A 22,079-nucleotide genomic window follows, 5' to 3' on the forward strand; every position below is an offset into this window, starting at 1 on the left:
TGTTTGGTTCGTGCATGGTTCGTCGAGGTCGGACCCGAAGCACGGTATCGATAAAGGGAGAGGTTTCTTGAACAACGATTGCGCGTCATCCAGACGCCGTATGGCGGCCTGTGTCGGCCTGCTTCTGTTGCCGCTCGTGCTGGGCGGCTGTGTATGGCAGGCGGCACAGTTCTGGGTTGCCGGCGAGCAGGTCGAACTGCGCGAGACCGATGCCGACGAGCGCCCCGCGCCCGACGACAAGCCGAAACTGCTGATTCTCGCGATCGACGGTATCGACCGGCACCTGCTCTACCGGATGCTCGAGGAGGGCCGGCTGCCCGAGCTTGCGAAGCTTCTCGGCGGCACCGGCGACGAATTTCCGAATGCCTATTTCGAGCGCTCGATGGTGAGCGTGCTGCCGTCCTCGACGGCCGTGTCCTGGGCAACCACCGTCACCGGCAAGACGCCCGCCGAGCATGGCGTGGCCGGCAACGAGTACTTCGTGCGCGACACCGGCGAGTACGCCGCGCCGGTGCCGGTCACGATCTCGAACGCGGTTCAGGTGCTCAAGATCTATACCGAAGGCTATGCCAACGACCTGCTCGAAGTGCCCACCGTTTATGAACGCATGCGCGAGGACGACCCGGGCGTGCGCGTCTGGGTGGGCATGCATCAGTTCTACAGCGGCGCGGATCGTCTGATTCTCACCGATCGCACCGCCATGCTCGAGGCGTTCGAGTCGTATTTTCAGGAGCATGTGCTGTCGCGCCTGACCGGCGCCGAAACGCTGTCGCTGTTTCGTGAACTCGACGAGGAAGTCGTCGAGAACATGGACGACCTGATGGAAAGCGAGCCGGCCGCGGACGTGATCACCATCTACATGCCGGGGCTGGATCATTACGCCCATATCGCGGATCGCGACCCGGACGAATCCCGGGCCGAATATCTGGAAAAGGCGATTGAGCCGATGATGAAATCGCTGCGCGAAACGCTGGAGGAGACCGGCGCGCTCGATGATCGCTACGTGTTGCTGACCTCCGACCACGGCCATACGCGGGTGACCCACGACGACCGGCATTCGCTGGGTATCGATGGCGACGGCGAACCGGCACAGGTGCTCGAAAAGGCCGGCTTCACCCTGCGGCCGTTCGAGCTTGAAGTGGATGACGACGTCTTCTTCGACAGCGTGCTCGCCTACCAGGGCGCACTCGCCTACGTCTACGTGGCCGATCGCAGTACCTGCGCGAGCGGCGAAACCCCCTGCGACTGGTCCGAACCGGCGCGCAACCAGGACATCGAAGCCGTCGCCGAGGCGTTCTGGGACAACAACGAGACGGGCGATCTGGTGCCCGATATGCGCGACACCCTGGACATGGTGTTGGTCCGTACCCGAGCCTCGGCGGCCGGCGAGGGCGACGTGTTCGAGGTCTATCTGGGCGACGGCCGGACGCAGCGGCTCGCCGACTATCTCGCCGAACACCCGCATCCGAACTATGTGCAGATGCCCGAGCGCCTGCAGGCGCTGGCCAGCGGCAAGCACGGCGACCGCGCAGGCGACGTGATTCTCGTCGCCCACAACGGTGACCGCGATCGCGCCGACGAGCGCTTCTATTTCGCCTCGCCGTACCAGTCTTGGCACGGCAGCCCGTCGCATCGCGATTCCGACATCCCGCTCATCGTTGCCCATCGCGACCACAGCACGGACGAGATCCGGCAGCGCGTCGACGCCGTTCTGAAAGGCGAGGCCAGTCAGCGGCTGATCGGCGAGTTGATCCTGCGTCTGCGCGCGGGCGAGGCAACGCCAGCCGACGGCCGCTAGCCGGCGTGGCGACTGATAGTCTCGTGTCACCACGCTGAAACCGCTGCGCCATCATGACTGCTACTCCTACCGATTCCGCCCCGTCGCCGCGTATCGCCATTATCGGCACCGGTTTCGGTGGGCTGTGCATGGCGATGCAGCTCGTGCGCGCGGGGATCCGCTCGTTCACCCTGTTCGAGAAGGCAAAGACGCTGGGCGGTACCTGGCGCGATAACACCTACCCGGGCGCGGCCTGCGACGTGCAGTCGCATCTGTATTCCTATTCCTTCGAGCCGAAGAGCGACTGGTCTCGCAAGTTCGGTACGCAGGCCGAGATTCGCCAGTACCTCGAAGACTGCGCCCGCAAGTACGATCTCTACGGCCATATCCGGTTCGAATCCGAGGTCAGCGGTGCGGTGTTCGACGACGCGCTGCAGAACTGGCGTCTGGATCTGGCCACGGGCGTCAGCGATGTCTTCGATGTCGTGATCACCGCCTGCGGTCAGCTCAATCGGCCCGCGTGGCCGAACATTCCCGGGCTTGACGCGTTCGCGGGGCCGAGCTTCCACTCCGCGCGCTGGGATCACACGGTCGATCTGCGCGGCCGGCACGTCGCCGTGATCGGCACTGGCGCCAGCGCGATACAGTTCGTGCCCCGAATCGTCGACCGCGTCGGACGGCTCAAGTTGTTCCAGCGTTCGGGGGCCTGGGTCGTGTCCAAACCCGATCGCCCGTTCAAGCGGTTCGAACAGCGGTTGTTCGCGCGCTTTCCGCTGCTCGACCGGGTGTACCGCACGCTCATCTACTGGAAGAACGAAAGCCGGGCGCTTGCCTTCACCCGTTTCGGCTTTCTGCTCGAGACATTCGCCTGGAAAGCGCGGTTCGAGGCCTGGCGCCAGATGCGCGATGCCGACAAGCGGCGGCGGCTCATTCCCGATTACAAGATCGGCTGCAAGCGCATTCTGCTCGCCAGCGACTGGTATCCAGCGATCGATCGCGACAATCTAGACCTGATTACCGACGATATCGACCATATCGAGGCCGACGCCGTGGTCACCAAGGACGGTACGCGGCATGCCGCCGACGTGCTGATCTACGGCACCGGATTTCAGGCCACCGATTTCCTCGCGCCGATGGCGATCACGGGCCGCAATGGCGCCAGTCTGAACGCCGCGTGGCGCGACGGCGCGGAGGCTTACAAGGGCATCAGCGTGTCCGGTTTTCCGAACCTGTTCATTCTCTACGGCCCGAACACCAATCTGGCTCATAGCTCGATTGTGTTCATGCTCGAATCGCAGGTGCGCTACGTCATGCAGTGCATCGAGACGCTACGCGAGCCGGCGGTCGCGACCATGGACGTGCGCGCGGACCGCCAGCAGGCCTACAACCGGGATGTCCAGGAACGTCTCGACGGCACGGTGTGGACCGCCGGTTGCGACTCCTGGTACACGACGGCGTCGGGCAAGCAGACCAACAACTGGCCCGATTTCACCTTTGCCTTTCGGCGCATGACCGCTCGGCTGACGCGCGAGGACTATGCACTCGAAGCCCCGCGCCGCGCGCCGCATGGCCAGCCCGCGCCCCGGGCCGACAGCGGATGAGCACGGCGTTCGATACCGACAGTGCCCACGCGCGCGAGAGGATCGCGGCAACGATCGACCGCCTTCTCACCCGGCGCGGACCCGGCAAGACCATCTGTCCCTCCGAAGTGGCACGCCAGCTGGCCGCGGACGAGGGCGTTGCCGAACCCGAGCAGTGGCGGGCGCTGATGCCCGCGGTTCGGCGTGTGGCCGGCGAGCGGGCCGCCGCCGGCGATCTCGTCATCACCCAGCGTGGCGAACCGGTCGATAGCGCCACCGCGCGTGGACCGGTGCGGATCGCACGCGCGAAAAGGCCCTAGTCGCCCGCACGTTCGGCCGGACCGTCGGTGGAGCGCCGCGCGTCGTTGTGTTTCGGCGGCAGGCTGCGGTGCCAGACGTCGAGTTGCGGGAAGGCGATCGTCACGCCGTTTTCGCGGAAAGCCTCGTCGATGGCGAAGTTGAGATCCGAGATCACGAAGAAGCGGCGCGTCACGTCGCGAATGAAACAGCGCAGCTCGAAATCCAGCGTGGAATCGCCGAAGCCGCGAAACAACGCGACCGGTTTGGGGATGCCCGCCTGGCCCTCGCTGAGCACGTCCTTGTGTCGGTTGGCCACCTCGACCAGCAGCCGTTCCACCAGGCGCACATCGCTGCCATAGGCCACGTCGACCGGGCAGCTGATCCGCCCATAGCGGTCGCGCAGGTTCCAGTTCTTCACCTACAGGGTGAGCACTCGGAATTCGGCACTACTACGTTGGTGCGTTGCAGGGTCTGGATTCCTGGTCTCGATTCCAGTCGCGCGAAGCGGACGCGACGTACAAACCTTTCGGTTTCGCCGAACATCATATAGTTGCCGCGGCGTATCGGTGCGGATGGCGTTCTGGGCAGCCAGCAATACGCTGCGCCGGAATACTTCACCGGCGGACAGGGCACGGTGCGTTCGGATATCTACGCGCTCGGGGTGATCACCTACCAGATGCTTACCGGGCGGTTGCCCTACGGGCCGGGCGCCGCGCGTGCGCGCAGTCGTCGTGATCTCAACCGGCTGACCTATCCGAGCGCGATTGCCTTCAACGAGGACGTACCGCTTTGGGTGGACGCAGCGCTACGCAAGGCACTGCATCCGAACCCGAGCCAGCGTTACGCGGAAGTCGCCGAGTTCGTCTATGACCTGCGCCACCCGCGCGGCAATCTGGTCGCCGATCACGAGCTGCCGCTGATCGAGCGTGATCCGAACCGATTCTGGAAGGGCTTGTCGGCCTTGCTCGGCATGGTGGTGGTCGGGCTGCTCGTGTATATCGGCCGCGTCTTGTAGACCTACGGCTCTCAACGGTCGTCACCTGATCCATGGCGATTCGATAGCATTGAGGCCGCGGCCCGATGTGCGGATTTGTCGTCGACCGTGCTGCCCGGACAGGCGATCAACCCAGCGCCGGCCGGTGAATCGCCGGCACGCGATCACCGAACAGGGCCTGTAGCTGATCGATCTGTGCCTGCCGGCCAGCGCGCTCGGCGCGCTTGCGCCCGCCGGGCAAGAACCGGGCGCCGGCGTGATAGGCCAGGGTGGCCGGCGCCCGCATTGCCGGATACCACGGCAGTACCCAGTCGGGCAGGCCGAGATCGCGCATGCCCTGGCGGTCGACGAATAGCCGCGTGATGCTCACATGGCGGGCGCGTATGTACTGGCCGCGAAGCCAGGCGAAGTCGGGGTAGGGGCGATCGAGGGGTTCGTTCATGAGCGCTTTGCCGAGCTGAGCACTCGATGCATCGGGCGGCGCCTGGCTCAGCAGCACATGGTAGAGCAGACGCCGGCCGTCCTGTTCGTCTTGGGGCAGCCAGCATTCCGCGACGCCCATCAGCCAGCCGATATAGCGCCACAGGTGCATTACCGCCTGGCCATCCGCCTTCGACAGGGGAACACCGAGCACGCGTGTGCCGAGTAGAAAGATCACGCTGAAGCCGAGCTGCGTGGCGAGCATGTCGGCCCGGTTGACCGGAATTCCCCAGATGTCGGTACGCCAGTCCGGCTTGTTTTGAACGTTCCGGCGGATGAGGGCGTGGATCAGGCGCACCTGAAGGGTGTTCTTGAAGCCGGCGCCAGAGCGGGCCATGCCGCCGGCGCTTGTGCAGTCGATCCACCACGCCGTGGTCTCGGCCAGGCGGCGCTGTGCCCCACGTTCGAGGCTGCCCGTGGCGATCAGCGTCTGATTGATGCCGGCAGCCTGATAACCCAGCATCAAGGCCACGTCGCGCAGCGCATTCAGACCGGGTTGGCCGGTGCGACGACACACACGCGCACCGTGCTCCAGCAAGTCGTCGTCGACCCAGGCCGGTCGTTCTCGAACGTGATCGCACAACGACTGTAGCGCCGGCGGCGCACCGGGCACGGTGTCCATGCCACGCGCGATGGCAGTTTGCAGCAGAGCTCGCTTTTCCCGGCGTGCGCTCGGGGTGGTGTCGTCGTGGAGCCAGGCCACGACGTTATCCATCAGCGGGTCGCCATGCATGAGCGCTTGCCCGAGCGCCTGCCAGCGTTCTGGCGTGGGTTCCGGGTCGCCGCGAACCGTGCGCCGAACCGATCGCGCGATCCGGCGGCTGCGCGCCATATCGCTGCCATGACGGCTGGGGATGTCGACGGTGTCTGCATTGCGTTTCTGCATGGTTGGCCCGTTCTCGCGTTGGCAACATGAGTTTTCGACGTTAATGTGAGTAATTACTCACATTCAACTCATCTTTTCATGCGCAAGACGCCCCGCCAGGCGCGGGCCCGACGCCGTGTCGAAACGCTTGTCGATGCGACCGCGATCGAGATCGCCCGGCGCGGTCTGGTCGAAACGACGACCAACCACGTGGCCGCCCGGGCCGGCGTGAGTATCGGTTCGCTTTACCAGTACTTCGAGGACAAGGACGACCTCGTGATCGCGGTCATCGAAAGCCTCAGCGCGGAAATCATCGATGCTGTCGAGACCGCGTTCGCGGATGTCATGGCGGCGGATACCCGGGCGGCCGTCGAGAAACTGCTGCGGGCGACGCTGTCGATGGTCGATCGTCGACCCGAGCTATATCTCGAGCTGATGCGTCACTGGCAGGTCGCGGGCGTGATGACCGTCATCGAAGCCCTCGAAGTGCACGCCGCAGAAGTCTGTCGCCGCTATATATTGCGCCACCACGACCGGTTGCAGATCGAGGATCTGAGGCCGGTGCTATTCGTCGTGGTCAATGGCACGCTTTTTCCGGTCATGCGCTATCTGGGTACGGCCGATCCGGGCTTCGATCGCGAGGCATTGATCGCGTCGCTCAGCGATATGGTGGCCGGCTACGTCGAAACCGCGCTGGCGCGACCCGTGGGGCGCTGAGCCCGCGACCGGACCGTGGCGAACGTAGGCGAGGGGCCCGTGAGTGTCTCTTGCGAGTCCCTGTAGCGGGCTTCGAGGGGTGTGTTACCGCGTAATGCCCCACGGTTACCGTGACGACGCGCGATGCCATCGCACGCGGCGCGGCGTTAATCCCCCGCGCCGATAGGATGGCCGAAGCCAACACGGCCCAGGCCGGGCCATTTGATCGACAGGGCCTTCGGATTGAGACCCCAGACCAGGCCGAGCAGATTGATTTCGACGCCTTCGTCCTGCGCGGCAAGCCCCCCGAGCGCACCGAATAGCGACAGCTGATAGCCGGTTCCGCTTGGCGCGCGGGCCAGGACTCCGCCGTCGAGATAATCCTTGCCGATCGCCGTGGCCGGCAGCGCGACGTGGAGTTCGGGCACGCGGCGCACCAGCCATGCGGTGAAGGTATTGCTGTTCGGCCCGGGCCAGATGCGGTAGTCGGCGTAGGGATACTGCGGCAGCAGTCTATCGATGCGGCGGATTGCGTTCGCTGCGACCTCGCCGCGCAGATCGAGCAGCAGATCGGGCGTCGCGCCCACCCATCGGCGGTCCGGCAGACCGGTTCGAGAGGTCAGTGCCGGCCGGTTCCAGCCGGTGACCTGGTGGACAGAGTAATGCGGCGCGCCGGCGGCTTTGGTCGCGACCCAGGTATGCACCGCGAACAGCCCACGCCAGCTGAACGCCCGCGCCGCATAGATCTGTACCACGGCTTCCGGGGTTTCGGCGGCCGCGGGTGCTAAACCCGTCGCCGAGCGGTCCGCGGCGTGCCAAGGCGTGCCGAGCCGTACCTCGTCGCTGGCGAGCATGAACAATGGGCCCGAAACCAGCATGCCGGTAACGAGCAGCAGGCTGATCAACCAGGGTCTGGCGGCGTGCATGCCGGCGCGATCCGCTGTGAGGGTGCGTGGCTCAGGTCTGTGTCGTGACGTACTTGAGTACCTCGACAACCTGTTCCGGCGTCTGCGCCCAGGCCATGGCGGAGGCGTCCACTTCCTTGAGCGGGTGGACGATGTCTTCGCCGTGCAGAGTGATGTAGGGGCGACCGAGCGCGGCGCAGTAGCCGGCATCGAAGGCCGCGTTCCATTGCTTGTACTGGTCGCCGAAACGGATCACGGCGATATCGCAGTTCTCGATCAGCGTCTTGGTGCGCATGCCGTTGACCTTGGAGGACTGGTGATCGCGCCAGAAGTTGTTCTCCGGCTTGCCCAGCACGTCGCCGGCAGCGTCGCTGGCGGGATGATCGGTGACCGGCGCAACAAAGGTCAGCGGCAAGCCGTTGTCCTGCGCGCCCTGACGGATCTGGTCGCGCCAGTCGGTATGGATTTCGCCGGAGAGATAGATCGTCCAGTCCATGGCGGTGGCGTGGTGGCTCATGCGTGGTCCTTGTCGATAGAAAACGTGCCGGTCCCGCGGCTCGCTGCCGACGGTCGCGCCGCGCAAGCGTACTGCATGGTGCTCCCGGCGGCCATGGCACCCGGGTGACAGGCCGGCGGATGAGCCTTGCCCTGCTCGGATCGGCGTATCGCGTCCTGCCTTGCGGCGCGCATCCAGATCGCGAACACTCGGGTAACCCAACTGCAACCCCAGTGATGGCGCCGCCATGAAGCGATTTCTCCCTGTTCTGATGACGGCCGTGTTCGCGGCCATGAGCCTGTCCAGCGTCCCGGCTGCGGCAGCGCAAGCCGAGCCGATCCGGATTTATGTCGATGAATATGCGGAAGGCCAGGTGATGAGCCATGTCGCCAAGCAGGTCATCGAAACCACCTACGATGTCCCGGTCGAGCTGAAGATGGTCGCGGTCGGGCCGGCGTTTCTTGGCGTGGCCAACGATGATCGCTCGCTGTTTCTCGTGGCGTGGCTGCCGCGAACCCACGGCGCCTATATGGATCGCGTGGGTGACGACGTCGACAATCTCGGCGAGCTGTTCGACGGCGCACGCCTGGGCTGGGCCGTGCCGGCCTACGTACCGGAAGACGCGTTGGCCAGCATCGCGGACATGAAGGACCCAGCGGTAGCCGAGAAGCTCGGCGGCTCGATCCAGGGCATTTCCGCCGGCGCCGGGCTGATGCAGGTATCCAAGGAAACGATCGACGGCTACGGCCTGGATGACGACTACCGCCTGATCACCGCCAGCAGTGCGGCGATGACGGCCGCCCTCAAGCGCGCCATCGACAACAAGGAATGGATCGCGGTTACCGCCTGGAGCCCGCACTGGATGTGGGAACGCTTCGACCTGCGCTATCTGGACGACCCCAAAGGCGTGCTCGGCGGGCGCGAACATGTGGACGCGATCGCCAGCAAGGGCCTCGCCAAGAGCGAACCCGAAGTGCACGCCATGCTCAAGCGCATGCACTACACGCTGGACCAGATCAACACGGCGCTGGTGAACGCGGAAGAGACATCCTATGCCGAAGCGGCGCAGACGTTCATCGACGAACATCCGGACGTCATTGCCGAATGGACGGGCCGCGGCGCGCAGAACCAGAGCGCGGGGAACTGATCGTGGCGCGGGGCCGATGACGCAGGCCGGCGGCCTCGTTCGGAGCCGTCGTCGCCCGGCTAGTTATTATCGACCGCGCCGATTCGCTCGCCTTCGCGCCAGGGCAGGGTCGAGAGCGCGATTCGCCAGCCGTCGTCACGGCGCTTGGCGAAGCTGATCTCGACGGCCGCGCGCTGGGCGAGCTCAGCGTCGGTGAGCGTAGCGGAGTCGGCGAGTAGATCGTGGCTTGCGATAACTGCTCGGCGCGGGGTAATCGCCATCGCGTAATTGCCGGTTTGCAGCCAGACAGGCAGGCCATCGTTGTCGAAGCGCGCGATCGGCTCGGACGGCGCGGCGCGCGTCACACCGACCCACACCTCGCGGTAGCGGCCGTCGGGGTGACGTTCTTCGAGCGTGTCGTCGTCGAGAAAACGCGTCACGCCGACGTCCTTCTCCAGGCCCGGCGAGAGATCGATCAACCGGTGCCAGGTGCAGAAGCGGCCCTCTACACGGGTGATGCCGGAGAATGCCGTCTGGCGTGCGAGCCAGAGCAGTTGTTCGCGACTGCAATCACCGATCGTACTAACGCCGGTGAAATCCGGCCGGTCGGCGGGCACGCGCAGGTCCGCATGCCAGTCGCCGGCCTGCAGCCAGTAGACCTGGGTATCGCGATCCACGAACGCCGGCTCGCCCTCGGCGGGTTCGGCATAGAGCGTGCGCTGCCAGAGGCCGTGATAGATCGTCGGCACGTGGCCCACGCTCAGGCCTCGTCCTTGTGGCGGGCGTGCTGGCCAAGCGTGCCGGCGCCCCGCGCGCCTTTCGGCAGTTCGATTTCACCGTTTGCCAGGCGCTTTTTCAGGTAGTTGAAGGTCTGGATCGTCTGCGCCCAGAGATGATCGCCGGCCGAGAGCGGTTCGTAGTGCGGCGTCTCGCCGTCATCCAGCAGTGCAGGCAGCGGAGCCACTTCGGCGTGATAGTCGGCCGCGAAGAACAGCGGAAAACTGTAGCGCTCTTCCTTGACCTTGCGTACGCGATGGGAGGTGGCGACGAACGCACCGTTGGTCCATATCTCGAGCATGTCGCCGATGTTCACCACCAGCGCATCCTCGCGATAGGGCACGTCGATCCATTCGCCGGCGCCGTTCATCACTTCCAGGCCGGGCGCGGTCGGGCGCAGCAGGGTGAAGCACTCGTAGTCGGTATGCGCGCCGATGCCCTGGGCGTCAGTGGCGTCCGGGTCGAACGGGTAATGGATCAGGCGCAGCTGGCTGGGCGGTTCGTTGACCATGCCGAGCAGGGCGTCGGTTTGCAGGCCCAGGGCCTGTTCGAAGCCGCGCATCAGGGCACGGCCGACGTCGAACACGTCCCGGTAATAGGCATAGACATCGTCCGCGAAACCTTCGAGATCGGGCCAGACGTTGGCGCCTATCATCGGCGTGCCGGCTTTCACTTCGGGATGGTCGTCGGCCAGTTCGAACGACAGATCGAAGGCTTCCTTGGCGTCGGCCTTGCTCGGGTCCGGGGCTTCCTCGCCGGCGGGGACATAGCCGCGGTGATTGTTCGACTTGCCGATGTAGTAGTCCATCTTGCGTTCCAGCGGCAGGTCGAAGAAGCGTTTGGCCTGATCGAACAGCGCCTGCTGGGTGGCGTCGGCAATGCCATGGTTCACGACATAGAAGAAGCCCACGTCGCGGGCGGCGCGGCCCAGTTCTTCGGCCGTGGCCGCTTGTGCCGCGGTGTCTCTGCCGAGCAGCGGAGCGATGTCGATGGCGGGGATGGATTCGAAGGCGGTGGGTTGGCGGGTGGTCATTTCAAACCTCTGGATTCGTGTTTGGTCGTCGGTTGTTCGGTGGGCGTAATTTGCGTCGTTCTGAGTTCGCCACGGTTGGTTCGCCGGATCGCTTTGGCTTTAGGCGTGCGTTTCGTCTGGTACGTGCGTGTCGTGAAGTTTCCAGCTTGAAAACGGGCGTGTTGGATCAACAGCAAGGGTTTGATCGACTTGGGGTTTCGCACTGCTGTGCGAGCCACTTTTATTTGCTCGCCCAAATAAAAGTGGCCAAAAAAAGGCGCCCTGTCTTGCGTCGGCGCTTTGCGCCGATGCCCTTCCATCACGGCCCGCAAGCGGGACGGCCGGAAACTCGCTGCGCTCAAACATCCGGCCGTCCCTGGTCTATTGACGTGGCCGCTTGCGGCCCGCGCTGCTCGGCGCTACGCCCAAGGGAACCCAATACAAACGAAGACCGGCTCGCTGACGCTTCGCCAACATCGCGAAGCGATCTTCGTCGGACGAGGCCGCAGGCGAGTTCGACCGGAACGCAGCCGCGGGATCCCATTTCTGGCCGGTAGCCGTTCCAACGATCGGCGCCGCGCCTGTATTCGGGCCCCGTGTGAAGCGACGAGAAGCACAGGGCCGGAGGGTGTCCGGCGCACGCGCCGGTGCGGCCAGCTGTTTGAGCGTCGCCAAAGCGACGCGAGTTCTGGCCGCATCCCTTCGGACCGAGCATCGCAGTGCACCGGCGCGCTTCGCGCCGGCGCGTAACCCGGGTGTCTTTTCTCTTGGTCACTTCTCTTTGGACAAGCAAAGAGAAGTGACTCGCACAGCAGTGCGAAACCAAAGGAACGACGAACTCGCGAGTACCGAAAGGCGCAGGGCCTAAAACAGTGGCCTTTGCACTCTGCCCAACGTCAAACATCACCAGTATCAAGAATTACCACCGGCTGTCCCGCGGCCACGGCGCCGCCTTCAGCAATCGGCAGGCGCGCAACGCGCCCGGCCTGGCGAGCGACGATCTCGACCTCCATCTTCATGGACTCCACGAGCGCGACGACCTGGCCGTCCTCGACGTCTTCACCCTCGGCAACCTGAAGCTTCCAGAGACTGCCGGAAACCGGGCTGTCCACGCCGGTCTCGTTCGCCGCCAGTTCGGCGGTTTCGCTGACTTCGGGCGTATTGTCCTCGAAGGTGAACTGGCCGTTGGCCCGCCAGCGGGCCATTTCTTCCTGGAAGGCCTGTTCGCGCTGTTCGCGAAACGCGGCGATCTCGTCGCGGACCGGCTCCAGCGCGGCTTCGTGTTCGGCGAGCGAGAACTTAACCGTTTCGGTCTTGAGATCGAAACGGCCGTGGATGAACTCGCGGCGGATCTCGGTGAGCTCGTCGTGGCTGACTTCGTAGAAACGCAGTTGGTCGAAGAAGCGCAGCAGCCACGGGTTCTCGAAGTGCCGCGTCTCGCGATAGCGGTTCCACATCTGCAGCGTGCGGCCCACAAATTGATAGCCGCCGGGGCCTTCCATGCCGTAGACGCACAGATAGGCGCCGCCGATGCCGACCGAGTTCTCGGCAGTCCAGGTGCGGGCCGGATTGTACTTGGTGGTGACCAGGCGCTGGCGCGGATCGAGCGGCGTGGCAACCGGCGCGCCGAGATAGACATCGCCCAGGCCCATGACCAGATAGCGAGCGTCAAAGACGATATCGCGGATATCGTCCTGGCTATTCAGGCCGTTGATACGCTTGATGAAATCCAGGTTGCTCGGGCACCAGGGCGCGTCCGGTCGCACACTGCGCTGGTACTTGTCGATGGCTTCCTGGCAGGCGGGGTCGTCCCAGGACAGCGGCAGGTGCACCACCCGCGATTCGACGGTGAGGTCTTCCACGTCGCGTAGCTCGCGCTCGGCGGCTTCCAAATGCGCGAGCAGGGTGTGGAGCGCGAGCACGTTCGGATCGTAATGAATCTGCAGCGAGCGGATGCCCGGCGTGAGTTCGGCCATGCCGTCGAGCGGGTGCTTCTGAAGCCAGAGCATCCAGGCGTGGGCGCGAAAACGCAGGGCGATATCGAGCTGCATTTCGCCGAATTCGATCAGCAGGAATTCGTCGCCCGCGCGGCGATAGACCAGCCGCTCGCCCGCCGTGGCCGCATCCAGCTCGCGCAGGATCGGGCTGTCCCGGTCTTCGGAGAACGCGGGCTTCGGCGTTTCGGCGAGCGTTTCCAGCAGCGTTTGCTGGCGTTCGTCGATGGCGCGCGCGGTCGCCAGCGATACGGGCACGAAGCGTACGGTATCGCCGGCGGCGAGCTGGCCGAGTTTCCAGCGCTCGGCGCGTACCGTGGTCGCCGGACAGACGAAGCCGCCGAGCGAGGGGCCGTCCGGGCCGAGGATGACTGGCATATCGCCGGTGAAATCGATGGTGCCGAAGGCGTAGGCGTTGTCGTGGATGTTTGAGGGGTGCAGGCCCGCCTCGCCGCCGTCCTCGCGAGCCCATTCCGGCCGGGGGCCGATCAGGCGTACGCCGGTACGGTTGGAGTTGAAGTGCACTTCCCAGTCGGTCGCGAAGATCGTGTCGATATCGTCTTCGGTGAAGAAATCCGGCGCGCCGTGGGGACCGTAGAGCACGGCGATCTGCCAGTGCCGGCCGGTTTTTTCGTTCGGCCTGCCGTATTCGGGCTGCAGATCGGCAGCCAGTTCGGCAGGTTCGACTGCATCGAGCGCGGCCAGCGGCAGCACGTCGCCGCTGCGCAGCGCCCGCCCGGCATGGCCGCCGAACTGGCCGAGGGTGAAGGTCGAGCGCGAACCGAGATAGGCCGGGCAATCGATGCCGCCACGAATCAAAAGATAGCAGCGCGCGCCGCCGTCGATCTTGCCGAGCTTGAGTTCGGCGCCGGCGGCGACGTCGAGTACTTGCCAGGTCTCGACGGTTTCGCCGTCGAGCGTGGCGGCGATCGGCGGGCCGGCGAGCACGATCTGGGTCGCGCGGTTGAAGCGCAGCTGCGGGCCGGTGAGGGTGATTTCCAGCCCCGCGGCGTCGGGGGTGTTGTCGAGCAGCCGGTTGCCGAGTTTGAACGACCAGTCGTCGAACGGGCCGGACGGCGGCACGCCCACGTCCCAATGGCCGGTACGGCCGGGCACGTCCTGAATGGTGGTCATGGTGCCGGCATCGAGCACTTCGATGGTCGGCGGCGCCCAGGCCAGATCGGCCAGCCAGCGGGTATGGATATCGGCCTCGGCAAAGCGCGTATCGCGCAGGACGTGGGCCAGCCAGGTTCGATTGGTTTCGATGCCGTAGACGGCGCTTTGTTCGAGTGTTTCGGCCAGACGAGCCCGCGCCGTGTCGCGATCGGGTGCGTGCACGATGACCTTGGCGAGCATCGGGTCGAAAAGCGGCGAGATTTCCAGCCCGGCCTCGATGGAATGATCGATCCGCCGATCGTCGCCGGTCGGGAATTCGACCCGGGTAAGCAGGCCGGCACTGGGGCGAAAATCCTGGTGCGGATCCTCGGCGTAAAGTCGTGCCTGAATGGCGTGGCCGCGCGGGGCGAGATTGGCGGTGAGCGTGTCGAGATCGCCGAGTTCGCCGGCGCCGAGACGTACCATCCAATCGACGATATCCACGCCGTAGACTTCCTCGGTCACGCCGTGCTCGACCTGCAGGCGGGTGTTCATCTCCAGAAAGAAGAAATCCTCGCGCGCGGCGTCGTAGATGAATTCCACCGTGCCCGCGCTGCGGTAATTCACCGCCTCGCCGAGGCGTACAGCCGTATCCAGTAGCGACATACGCACGGCGTCGGGCAGGGCAGGCGCGGGGCATTCTTCCAGCACTTTCTGGTTACGGCGCTGGGTCGAGCAATCCCGCTCGCCGATGGCCGCGACGCGGCCCTCGCCGTCGCCGAAGATCTGGACTTCCAGATGCCGGGCCTTCGCGATATAGGCTTCGACGAATACGCCGGCATCGCCGAAGTTGCGTTGGCCGAGGCCACGTACGGAATCGAAGGCGCGGCTGAGTTCAGCCTCGGTCTCGCAGACCTGCATGCCGATACCGCCGCCACCGGCGGTGGACTTGAGCATTACCGGATAGCCGATACGCTCGGCCTCCGCTTTGGCTTGTTCGACGTCGTCGAGCAAGCCCGAGCCCGGCACGAGCGGAACGTTCGCGTTTTCGGCGATCTTGCGTGCTTCGTGTTTGAGCCCGAACGCATGGACCTGTTGGGCGGTGGGGCCTAGAAAGCTGAGCCCCGCGGCTTCGCAGGCGGCGATGAAATCCTCGTTCTCGGAGAGAAAGCCATAGCCGGGGTGGATAGCCTCGGCGCCGGCCTCGGCGGCGATGGCGAGCAGGCGGTCGCGATCGAGATAGGTATCGCTCGCACCGCCGCTGCCCAGCGAGTAGGCCTCGTCGGCCTCCTGCACGAACAGGGCATCGCGGTCGGCTTCGGCATAGACGGCCACCGAGGCCACGCCGAGCGCCTTCAGGCTGCGTTGGATACGACGGGCGATTGCACCGCGATTGGCGATCAGAACTTTGTTGAACATGGCTCGATTTCGCTCGGACGCGGGTCGTCCCGCATGTTTCTCAAGGCGCACGAGTCGTCCCGTGGCCGAAGACGGTTGTCCGCAAATGAACGCGAATGAGCGCCAATAAAAGGAAGACCTTTATCCACAGATTTCACAGATGACACAGATTCGAAGAAGAAAATAGGATCTTTAATCTGTGGAATCTTTCTAATCTGTGGATAGTCTTCGAAGAACGAAGCTGTCGGCGGCGAGGCGCGCGCCGACCCGTTCAAACGCGTTCTTCTATTTGCGTTTTTTTTGCGTTCATCGGCGGACGAAAACCTTGGAACCGGCTATCAATCCCAGATCAGAACTTCCAGCGGCGTCGGGTTGAAGCCGCTGCAGGGGTTGTTGAGCTGCGGGCAGTTGGAGATGAGCACGACGACGTCCATCTCGGCGATCATTTCCACGTACTTGCCCGGCCCGGAAATGCCGTCGTCGAAATACAACTCGCCGTTAGCGGTCACCGGCACGTTCATGAAGAAATTGATGTTGTGCGCGATATCGCGCTTGGTGATGCCGTATTCGGGATGATTGGCGATCGCCAGCATCCAGTTGTCGCGGCAGGAGTGCATATGCCGCTTTTCCAGGTCGTAGCGCACCGTGTTGGATTCGCTGGCGCAGGCGCCGCCGAGGGTGTCGTGGCGCCCGCAGGTATCGGCGCTGATGGTCAGCATCACGTTGTTGAGATTCGAACGCAGCTCGGTGCCGGTGGTGAGATAGACCTTGCCCTGTTCACGCACGGTATCGACCGCGCTGTAACGCTCGGACGGATCGTTCGCGTTGAAGAACAGGGTGTCGGCGGCCTCGTTGCCTTCGACATCGACGATGCGGATTGTCTGGCCGGCCTTTACCGTGCCGATGTAGTGGTCGCCGGCATCGATGAGCTGGCGAAAGACCGCGTTCTCCTCGCGCTGTGGGCTTGCGATGGTCATGGCGTGCTCCTTGTCGACTATTTCAGGCGGCGCCCAGGTGGTAGAGACGGTTGTTGGCAAAGCCGCGGGCGTTTTCCTCGCAGTGCTGCCAGCAGACGTCGTTCTCGTCCGGCGGCGGCGCGGTGCCGAGGGCGATATCCACGCCGCGCTTGGGGTATTCGCGGGCCGGGTCGAGCGGGTGCGGGCAGGTGTGCAGGGCCACGAGCGTGTCCATCTCGAAGCGCAAGGTGACCGAATCGCCGGCCTTGCAGTGGCCGGGCACGAACGACAGGTTGCCCTCGTCGTCGGCCGCGATCTTCGAAAACAGATTCAGGTTCGCTGCGAGGTCACGCTTGCCGAGCCCGTACTTGGCCAGCTCGATCAGAAAGCTGTCGTGGCCGGTCTGGGTGCGGTCGTTGAGCGCGGCCTGGAAGCTGACCGGCTGCCAGCCTTTTTCGATGAGATGGCGTTCGTGCAGGTTGCCGCCGACGGCGTCGTGCCAGCCCAGATCGTCCTCGATGATCGAGGCGAAGATACGGCCCATGTCCGAGTACAGACAGTTGCCGCGAGTGAGCTTGAAGGTGTGCTGGCACTTGAGCGTATCCGGCAGGTTGAGCCGTTCCAGCAGGTTTTCCGGGTTGTACATGAGCATGCCGACGTTGGTATCCGGCGCGCTCGCGGTAAGCGTCATGGTGGTGCCGCGACGCAGGCGCAGCGACCAGTGCTGGCCGCCGGGCAGGTGGGTCTGATAGGCGGGTTCGCTCACGATGTCATGTCCTCCTGAATTCGTTCGGCCTGGGAAGGCGCGTCCTCGCGGTTGCGTTCCACGTCCAGGTCGTAGGTGATGGTGGCGCCATAGGCCTGTGGCGCCTGCGGGTCGTCACGCCACTTGTCGAAGACCCACACGCGCGTGCCCAGCGCGAAGGCTTCCTCGATGTCGTGGGTGATCATGAAAATGGTCAGCTTTTGTTCGCGCCAGAGCTTGCCGACGAGGTCGTGCATGTCCTGGCGGATGCCCGGGTCGAGCGCGCCGAAGGGTTCGTCCAGCAGCAGGATGCGCGGCTTCATCATCAGCGCCTGGGCGATCGCCAGACGCTGCTGCATGCCGCCGGACAGCTCGTGCGGGTATTTGTCCAGCGCGTGCTGCAGGCCCAGCTGGGTGAGGCGTTCCAATGCCGCCTCTCGGGCCTTGCGACGGCCGGGGCCGAACAGCTTGCCGAACAGGCGCGAGCGCGACAGTTCCTCGGCGATGATGGTATTGCCGAGTACGGTGAGATGCGGGAACACCGAATATTTCTGGAACACCACACCGCGATCCGGGCCTGGCTCGCCGGGGATCGGCTTATCGTCGACGCGCAGCTGGCCCTTGGTGATCGACTCCGTGCCGAGCATCATTTTCAGAAACGTCGTCTTGCCACAGCCCGAGGCACCGACAATCGTCACGAACTCGCCGGGCTCGACGGTGAAATTGAGCCGTTCCAGCACCACGTCGTCGCCGTAGTGTTTTTCGAGGCCCTTGGCTTCTACGAGGCTCATGAGGCGGCCTTTTCGTCGACGTGATACCAGGGAAACGACCAGCGCGAGATCCACAGCAGGGCCTGGTCGATGATGAAGGCGAGCAAGGTGATCCAGGCCACATAAGGCAGGATCACGTCCATGGCCAGATAGCGACGCACCAGAAAGATGCGATAGCCCAGGCCTTCCTGGGCCGCGATCGCTTCGGCCGCGATCAGGAACAGCCAGGCGCTGCCGAGCGCCAGCCGGGTGGCCGCGATCAGACGCGGCGTAAGCTGGGGCAAGAGCACGCGAATCATCACCTGCCAGGAATTCGCGCCCAGCGTCTGTGCCTTGATGCGCTGCTCGTCCGGCAGGCGCAGGGCCTCGCCGGTGAGGTCGCGGATCAGAAACGGGGTGATGCCGATGATGATCAGCACGATCTTGGCCATCTCGCCGGTACCGAAGGCGATGAACAGGATCGGCAGGATCGCCAGCGGCGGAATCAGCGACACCACCGTGATCAGCGGCGAGAACGGCGCCCGGAACAGCGGCAGACCTCCGCTGAACAGACCGAAGAACAGCGCCGCGAGCGCGCTGATCGCCACACCGATGCCAAGCCGCTCGAGGCTTGCAAAGGTATCCGCCCACAGCGGAATACTGCCGGTGCGCACGTTCGCCTCGGTGGCCAGCCCGTAGAAGGTCTCGCCCATGGCGGCCGGCGAGGGCAGCAGCCGGTCGTTCGGGTTCTCCGCCAGCCGCGCGCTGGACGCGCTCAGGTAGACGAAGGCGATCAGCATGAACGGCAGCAATGCCAGCGCGACGCGCGCCGGGCGCTTGGGCTTGAGATTGATCAGGCGCTTCATGAAGAAATCCTTGGAACGATCGGTTCGGACCGGCCGCGGCCTGACAGCCGCGGCCGGCGGTATGCCGCTCTATTGCGCCTGGTCGTAGTCTTCGGTATAGCTCGGGTCGAAGCGCAGCTGCACGTTCGATTCGCTGCCGTAGACGCCGGCCGGGTTCTCGATGCCCACGAAATCCGGCCCGGGCGCGCCGGCGCCAAGCAGGCCGTGCTTGTAGCTGAACTCGGCCACCCGCTGCATGGTGTCGAGCAGCTCCTGGCTATTCATGAGCTTCGCGGCTTCGGCCGGGTCGGTGTACAGATGCGTGGCCTCGAGCTGCTTCTTGTAGCCGGCCAGATCGGTGCCGGCGGCCTCGGCCATGGCCGACAGCGCCGGCTCGTCACCGGCGGCGATCTTGTCCATCACCTCGTACCAGGCGCCCACCAGCGCCTTGCCGAAATCCGGATTGGCGGCGAGCGTTTCGGTGTTGACCACCATCATGTCCAGAATCTCGCGCGGGATTTCGTGCGAGGTGAATACGACATGCGCGTCCGGCATGTCGGCGATGCTCATCAGCTGCGGGTTCCACGCGGCCACCGCATCGACATCGTCGTTGGCGAACACGCCGACGATGTCGGCATCGGAGGTGTTTACCGTCTCGACGTCACGTTCGGACAGGCCCACGCTCTCCAGCGCCCGCGCCAGGAAATAGTGGGAGACGCTGAACTGCACGAGATTGACCTTGCGGCCCGCAATGTCGGCCAGGTTGTCGCTGCCCTTGAGCACGACGCCGTCGTTGCCGTCGGAATAATCGTTGATGATCAGCGCAGTGGAGTCCACGCCGCTGGCCGCAGGGAGCGTCAACGCGTCCATGTTGGTCATCGCGCAGCCGTCGACGTTGCCCGAGGTGTACTGGTTGATCGACTCGACATAGTCGTTGACCTGCACCAGGTCGATGCTGATGTCGTACTTGTCGGCCCACTTGTCGAGGATGCCGCTGGAATCGGCATAGCTCCACGGCATCCAGCCGGCATAGATCGACCAGCACACGCTGAAGCTGTCGCGCGGGCCGCTGGCCGCGCTGGCTTGGCTCAGTGGGGACAGCGCGAGCGCGCCAATGAGCACGAGACGTGCGAGTGGGGCGATACGGGAACGGGCGGGCATGAGGCCTCCGGTTTCGGCTGAAAAGACGCGGGGGTACCGACAAGCAGCGCGCTGCTCGGTGACCTCCCGGGCTTTTATCCCGCCGTGTAACCTGCGCCGGCGTGCCGGTCGGCAGGTCGAGTGCTCTCGGTCCAGGCGTTGCGTTCTTGAGCAACCGGAACCCTAGCGCTCCATTGGAAACCTGATTGTTCGCGACAGCGCGAGCTGCCGGTACCCGTTGTACTTCGTTCACCCTGGTGGGTGCAGGATCCCTGCCAAATGATGTTCCAGGCGCGCAATCAGCGGGTTACGACGGGCACGCCGTGGCCGTCCACGCGTTGCTCTCTAGCCTGCGGGTGCGATCGCACCAACGCGGCGCACCGAAACCGTGCAGGTCGCTAGGGCCGGGAGCGCTCCACACGAATATGCTGGGCGCGCATATGACGAGCGAGGTCGACCAGTTCGCCAATGCTGTCAACCACGGCGTCGGGCCGGTGCGGGTGGCGCACGGTGCCGGGAAAGATCTTGTCGATCCAGTCCTGATCCCAGCCGGCGCCGTTGTAGAACACCGCCGCCACGCCGGCGCGCTTGGCGGCGACCACGTCGGTGGTGGAATCGCCCACATACCAGGTGTGCTCATCGGCTGCGCGCCCGATCTGTTCCAGCGCCTTGAGGAGCAGGTCGGGGTGCGGCTTGCGGTGTTTCACGTCGCTGCCGCAGGTCATGGTGTCGAACAGGTCCTGCCAGCCGGTGCCGTCGACGATTGCCAGCTCGTGGTTCATGAACTCGCGGTTGCGGTTGGAGATCAGCCCGAGCGTGATGTCGAGGTCGCGCAGATACTGCAGGTTCTCGCGAATGTCGGGTTCCAGCGGCGTGACTTCGCCGACGTATTTGCGATACGACTCGTCGAAAGCGCCATGCGCGCGGCGTTTGGCGTCGGGGTTGTCGCCGAACAACACTTCGAAGATGTCGGTGCGCGAGATCTTGCGTTCGGCCACGATGCGCGGATGCAGGGCGCGGTTGTCGCGCACGTACTTGACCAGCTTCGCGTCCTCGACCGTCTTGGATTCGTCCGGGGCGAGCAGTTCGTCGAGCAGGCCGAGACTCTCGAGACGCGGCAGCACGTCGTCCACGGCGTGATACATGGCGTCGTGGGTGTCGACCAGCGTGGCGTGCCAGTCGATGAGGATGGTCGTCGGTTCAGCGTGGGGCAGCTGCAGAATGCTCATGCGCGGCGTGTCGGCGTCGATGAATCAAGCCGCGATTGTGCCTCATACCGGAACCCGGCGGTGTGGGCCGGCGCCCCGCAAAACACCGGGGCGCCGCCGGCGGCCGGTCAGCTCGGCAGGGCCCCGGACTGCTTGGCCTTGTGGGTGGAGATGGCGTCCATCAGGCCCGGTGCGAGCACGTCGTGCGGGGGCAGGCCGAGCTCGCGCAGCCGGTCACGAATCGCGCTCATGTTGTCCGGGTTCTCGCCGGTCTCGATGATCGACGACACGAAGGCCGCGAACTGTGGCTCCGACCAGCCGGCCTCGTCCGAGAGTTCGGTATGTACGAAGTCCAGTCCGTGGAACGGATGATTCTGGTCTTCGATACGCCCGAACATGTGCACGCCACAGGCCTTGCAGGCGTGACGCTGGATCGCCGCCGATGTGTCGACGATCTCGAGCTTGTCCTCGCCGGCTTCGACGCTCACCGCGTCACGCGAGACCACGGCGATGACCGCAAAACGTGCGCCCTGGGGTTTCCAGCACTTGCTGCAGCCGCAGGCGTGGTTGTGTGCGGTCTGGGCCGCCACTTTCACCTTCACCGGGTTGCAGCTGCAATGACAGGTCAACGTGCCGCCGCCGAAGTCGTCCTTGCCCGGCTTGAAGCCTTCGTCGACCGAAGGGTGTATGGATGGCTTGCCGCTCGCGGTGAGGCCCGGGCTCCTGGGGGTCGACGGCGAACCGCCGGGGGGCGTGTCGTTCGTGTTCTTGCCGGTGAGCGCGTCGATGATCTTCTTGAACATGTCCCTCTCCTGCCGATGCTCGCATGGTTTTGTTCTATTCATGCGCGCCGAATGCGTACACACGGCGGCGCCGCCCGCTGTATCGCGGGCTTCGACCACTATCGACCTGAATATGGACCCTGTCCAATAGGGATTGAT

General features: G+C 64.7%; 20 protein-coding genes and 1 riboswitch. Of the genes, 6 read left to right on the top strand and 14 right to left on the bottom strand.

What is annotated here, in order from left to right:
• Nucleotides 1-67: 67 nt before the first annotated feature.
• Genes J7355_RS01250 through J7355_RS01260 form a run of 3 tightly spaced genes read left to right on the top strand, consistent with a single transcriptional unit; the run spans nucleotide 68 to nucleotide 3,677 of the window.
• A complete protein-coding gene (locus J7355_RS01250; protein ID WP_209059121.1) occupies nucleotides 68-1,798 on the top strand; it encodes an alkaline phosphatase family protein in 1,731 nt (576 codons plus the stop codon).
• Between the two features lie 53 nt (nucleotides 1,799-1,851).
• A complete protein-coding gene (locus tag J7355_RS01255; protein ID WP_209059123.1) occupies nucleotides 1,852-3,378 on the top strand; it encodes an NAD(P)/FAD-dependent oxidoreductase in 1,527 nt (508 codons plus the stop codon).
• Nucleotides 3,375-3,677 carry a DUF3253 domain-containing protein gene (locus J7355_RS01260; protein WP_209059126.1) on the top strand — a complete coding sequence of 101 codons (303 nt, stop codon included), beginning with the start codon at nucleotides 3,375-3,377 and terminating at the stop codon, nucleotides 3,675-3,677. The genes J7355_RS01255 and J7355_RS01260 overlap by 4 nt, the downstream gene beginning before the upstream one ends.
• Here the strand turns inward: J7355_RS01260 and J7355_RS01265 are convergent.
• Nucleotides 3,674-4,075 (bottom strand): mechanosensitive ion channel domain-containing protein, encoded by a 402-nt coding sequence (locus J7355_RS01265; RefSeq protein ID WP_209059129.1) that lies wholly within the window; start codon nucleotides 4,073-4,075, stop codon nucleotides 3,674-3,676. The genes J7355_RS01260 and J7355_RS01265 overlap by 4 nt on opposite strands.
• A gap of 132 nt (nucleotides 4,076-4,207) precedes the next feature.
• Here J7355_RS01265 and J7355_RS01270 point away from each other — a divergent pair, with 132 nt between their 5' ends.
• On the top strand, nucleotides 4,208-4,672 hold the full coding sequence (locus J7355_RS01270) for a hypothetical protein (RefSeq protein WP_209059131.1): 465 nt from the start codon (nucleotides 4,208-4,210) through the stop codon (nucleotides 4,670-4,672).
• A 106-nt stretch (nucleotides 4,673-4,778) separates the two neighbouring features.
• Here J7355_RS01270 and J7355_RS01275 read toward each other — a convergent pair whose 3' ends face one another.
• The gene (locus tag J7355_RS01275) at nucleotides 4,779-6,017 is read right to left on the bottom strand and encodes an oxygenase MpaB family protein (RefSeq protein WP_209059133.1); all 1,239 of its coding nucleotides are present in this window, start codon (nucleotides 6,015-6,017) and stop codon (nucleotides 4,779-4,781) included.
• A gap of 78 nt (nucleotides 6,018-6,095) precedes the next feature.
• On the opposite strand from J7355_RS01275, the gene J7355_RS01280 reads away from it, so the two are divergent.
• Nucleotides 6,096-6,713 (top strand): TetR/AcrR family transcriptional regulator, encoded by a 618-nt coding sequence (locus J7355_RS01280; protein ID WP_209059135.1) that lies wholly within the window; start codon nucleotides 6,096-6,098, stop codon nucleotides 6,711-6,713.
• Between the two features lie 146 nt (nucleotides 6,714-6,859).
• Here J7355_RS01280 and J7355_RS01285 read toward each other — a convergent pair whose 3' ends face one another.
• Complete coding sequence (locus J7355_RS01285) at nucleotides 6,860-7,618, bottom strand: DUF3750 domain-containing protein (protein ID WP_209059137.1); 759 nt, start codon at nucleotides 7,616-7,618, stop codon at nucleotides 6,860-6,862.
• 31 nt (nucleotides 7,619-7,649) lie between these two features.
• Complete coding sequence (locus J7355_RS01290) at nucleotides 7,650-8,093, bottom strand: YtoQ family protein (RefSeq protein WP_209059497.1); 444 nt, start codon at nucleotides 8,091-8,093, stop codon at nucleotides 7,650-7,652.
• Nucleotides 8,094-8,340: 247 nt separating this feature from the next.
• Here J7355_RS01290 and J7355_RS01295 point away from each other — a divergent pair, with 247 nt between their 5' ends.
• The gene (locus J7355_RS01295) at nucleotides 8,341-9,240 is read left to right on the top strand and encodes a glycine betaine ABC transporter substrate-binding protein (protein WP_209059139.1); all 900 of its coding nucleotides are present in this window, start codon (nucleotides 8,341-8,343) and stop codon (nucleotides 9,238-9,240) included.
• Nucleotides 9,241-9,299: 59 nt separating this feature from the next.
• Here J7355_RS01295 and J7355_RS01300 read toward each other — a convergent pair whose 3' ends face one another.
• The 10 genes from J7355_RS01300 to gfa form a co-directional block, all read right to left on the bottom strand.
• Entirely contained in the window at nucleotides 9,300-9,977 is a 678-nt protein-coding gene (locus tag J7355_RS01300) for a hypothetical protein (protein ID WP_209059141.1), read from the bottom strand.
• Nucleotides 9,978-9,979: 2 nt separating this feature from the next.
• Entirely contained in the window at nucleotides 9,980-11,029 is a 1,050-nt protein-coding gene (locus tag J7355_RS01305) for an isopenicillin N synthase family oxygenase (RefSeq protein ID WP_209059144.1), read from the bottom strand.
• A gap of 875 nt (nucleotides 11,030-11,904) precedes the next feature.
• Entirely contained in the window at nucleotides 11,905-15,516 is a 3,612-nt protein-coding gene (gene uca / locus J7355_RS01310; protein ID WP_209059148.1) for an urea carboxylase, read from the bottom strand.
• A gap of 317 nt (nucleotides 15,517-15,833) precedes the next feature.
• Entirely contained in the window at nucleotides 15,834-16,472 is a 639-nt protein-coding gene (locus J7355_RS01315; RefSeq protein WP_209059150.1) for an urea amidolyase associated protein UAAP2, read from the bottom strand.
• 22 nt (nucleotides 16,473-16,494) lie between these two features.
• Nucleotides 16,495-17,217, bottom strand: a complete 723-nt coding sequence (locus tag J7355_RS01320; protein WP_209059153.1) for an urea amidolyase associated protein UAAP1 — start codon at nucleotides 17,215-17,217, stop codon at nucleotides 16,495-16,497.
• A complete protein-coding gene (locus tag J7355_RS01325) occupies nucleotides 17,214-17,987 on the bottom strand; it encodes an ABC transporter ATP-binding protein (protein ID WP_209059155.1) in 774 nt (257 codons plus the stop codon). Before J7355_RS01325 ends, J7355_RS01320 begins: the two co-directional genes overlap by 4 nt.
• Nucleotides 17,984-18,811 carry an ABC transporter permease subunit gene (locus J7355_RS01330; protein WP_209059157.1) on the bottom strand — a complete coding sequence of 276 codons (828 nt, stop codon included), beginning with the start codon at nucleotides 18,809-18,811 and terminating at the stop codon, nucleotides 17,984-17,986. Before J7355_RS01330 ends, J7355_RS01325 begins: the two co-directional genes overlap by 4 nt.
• Nucleotides 18,812-18,880: 69 nt before the next feature.
• On the bottom strand, nucleotides 18,881-19,951 hold the full coding sequence (locus J7355_RS01335; protein WP_209059159.1) for a putative urea ABC transporter substrate-binding protein: 1,071 nt from the start codon (nucleotides 19,949-19,951) through the stop codon (nucleotides 18,881-18,883).
• A 61-nt stretch (nucleotides 19,952-20,012) separates the two neighbouring features.
• Nucleotides 20,013-20,128: riboswitch (guanidine-I (ykkC/yxkD leader) on the bottom strand.
• 200 nt (nucleotides 20,129-20,328) lie between these two features.
• Complete coding sequence (locus tag J7355_RS01340) at nucleotides 20,329-21,159, bottom strand: HAD-IA family hydrolase (protein ID WP_209059161.1); 831 nt, start codon at nucleotides 21,157-21,159, stop codon at nucleotides 20,329-20,331.
• A gap of 107 nt (nucleotides 21,160-21,266) precedes the next feature.
• Nucleotides 21,267-21,941 carry an S-(hydroxymethyl)glutathione synthase gene (gene gfa / locus J7355_RS01345; protein ID WP_209059164.1) on the bottom strand — a complete coding sequence of 225 codons (675 nt, stop codon included), beginning with the start codon at nucleotides 21,939-21,941 and terminating at the stop codon, nucleotides 21,267-21,269.
• Nucleotides 21,942-22,079: the final 138 nt, after the last annotated feature.

The organism is Endozoicomonas sp. G2_2 (genome assembly GCF_017744135.1).
In the GTDB taxonomy this organism is placed as follows: domain Bacteria; phylum Pseudomonadota; class Gammaproteobacteria; order Nevskiales; family Salinisphaeraceae; genus Salinisphaera.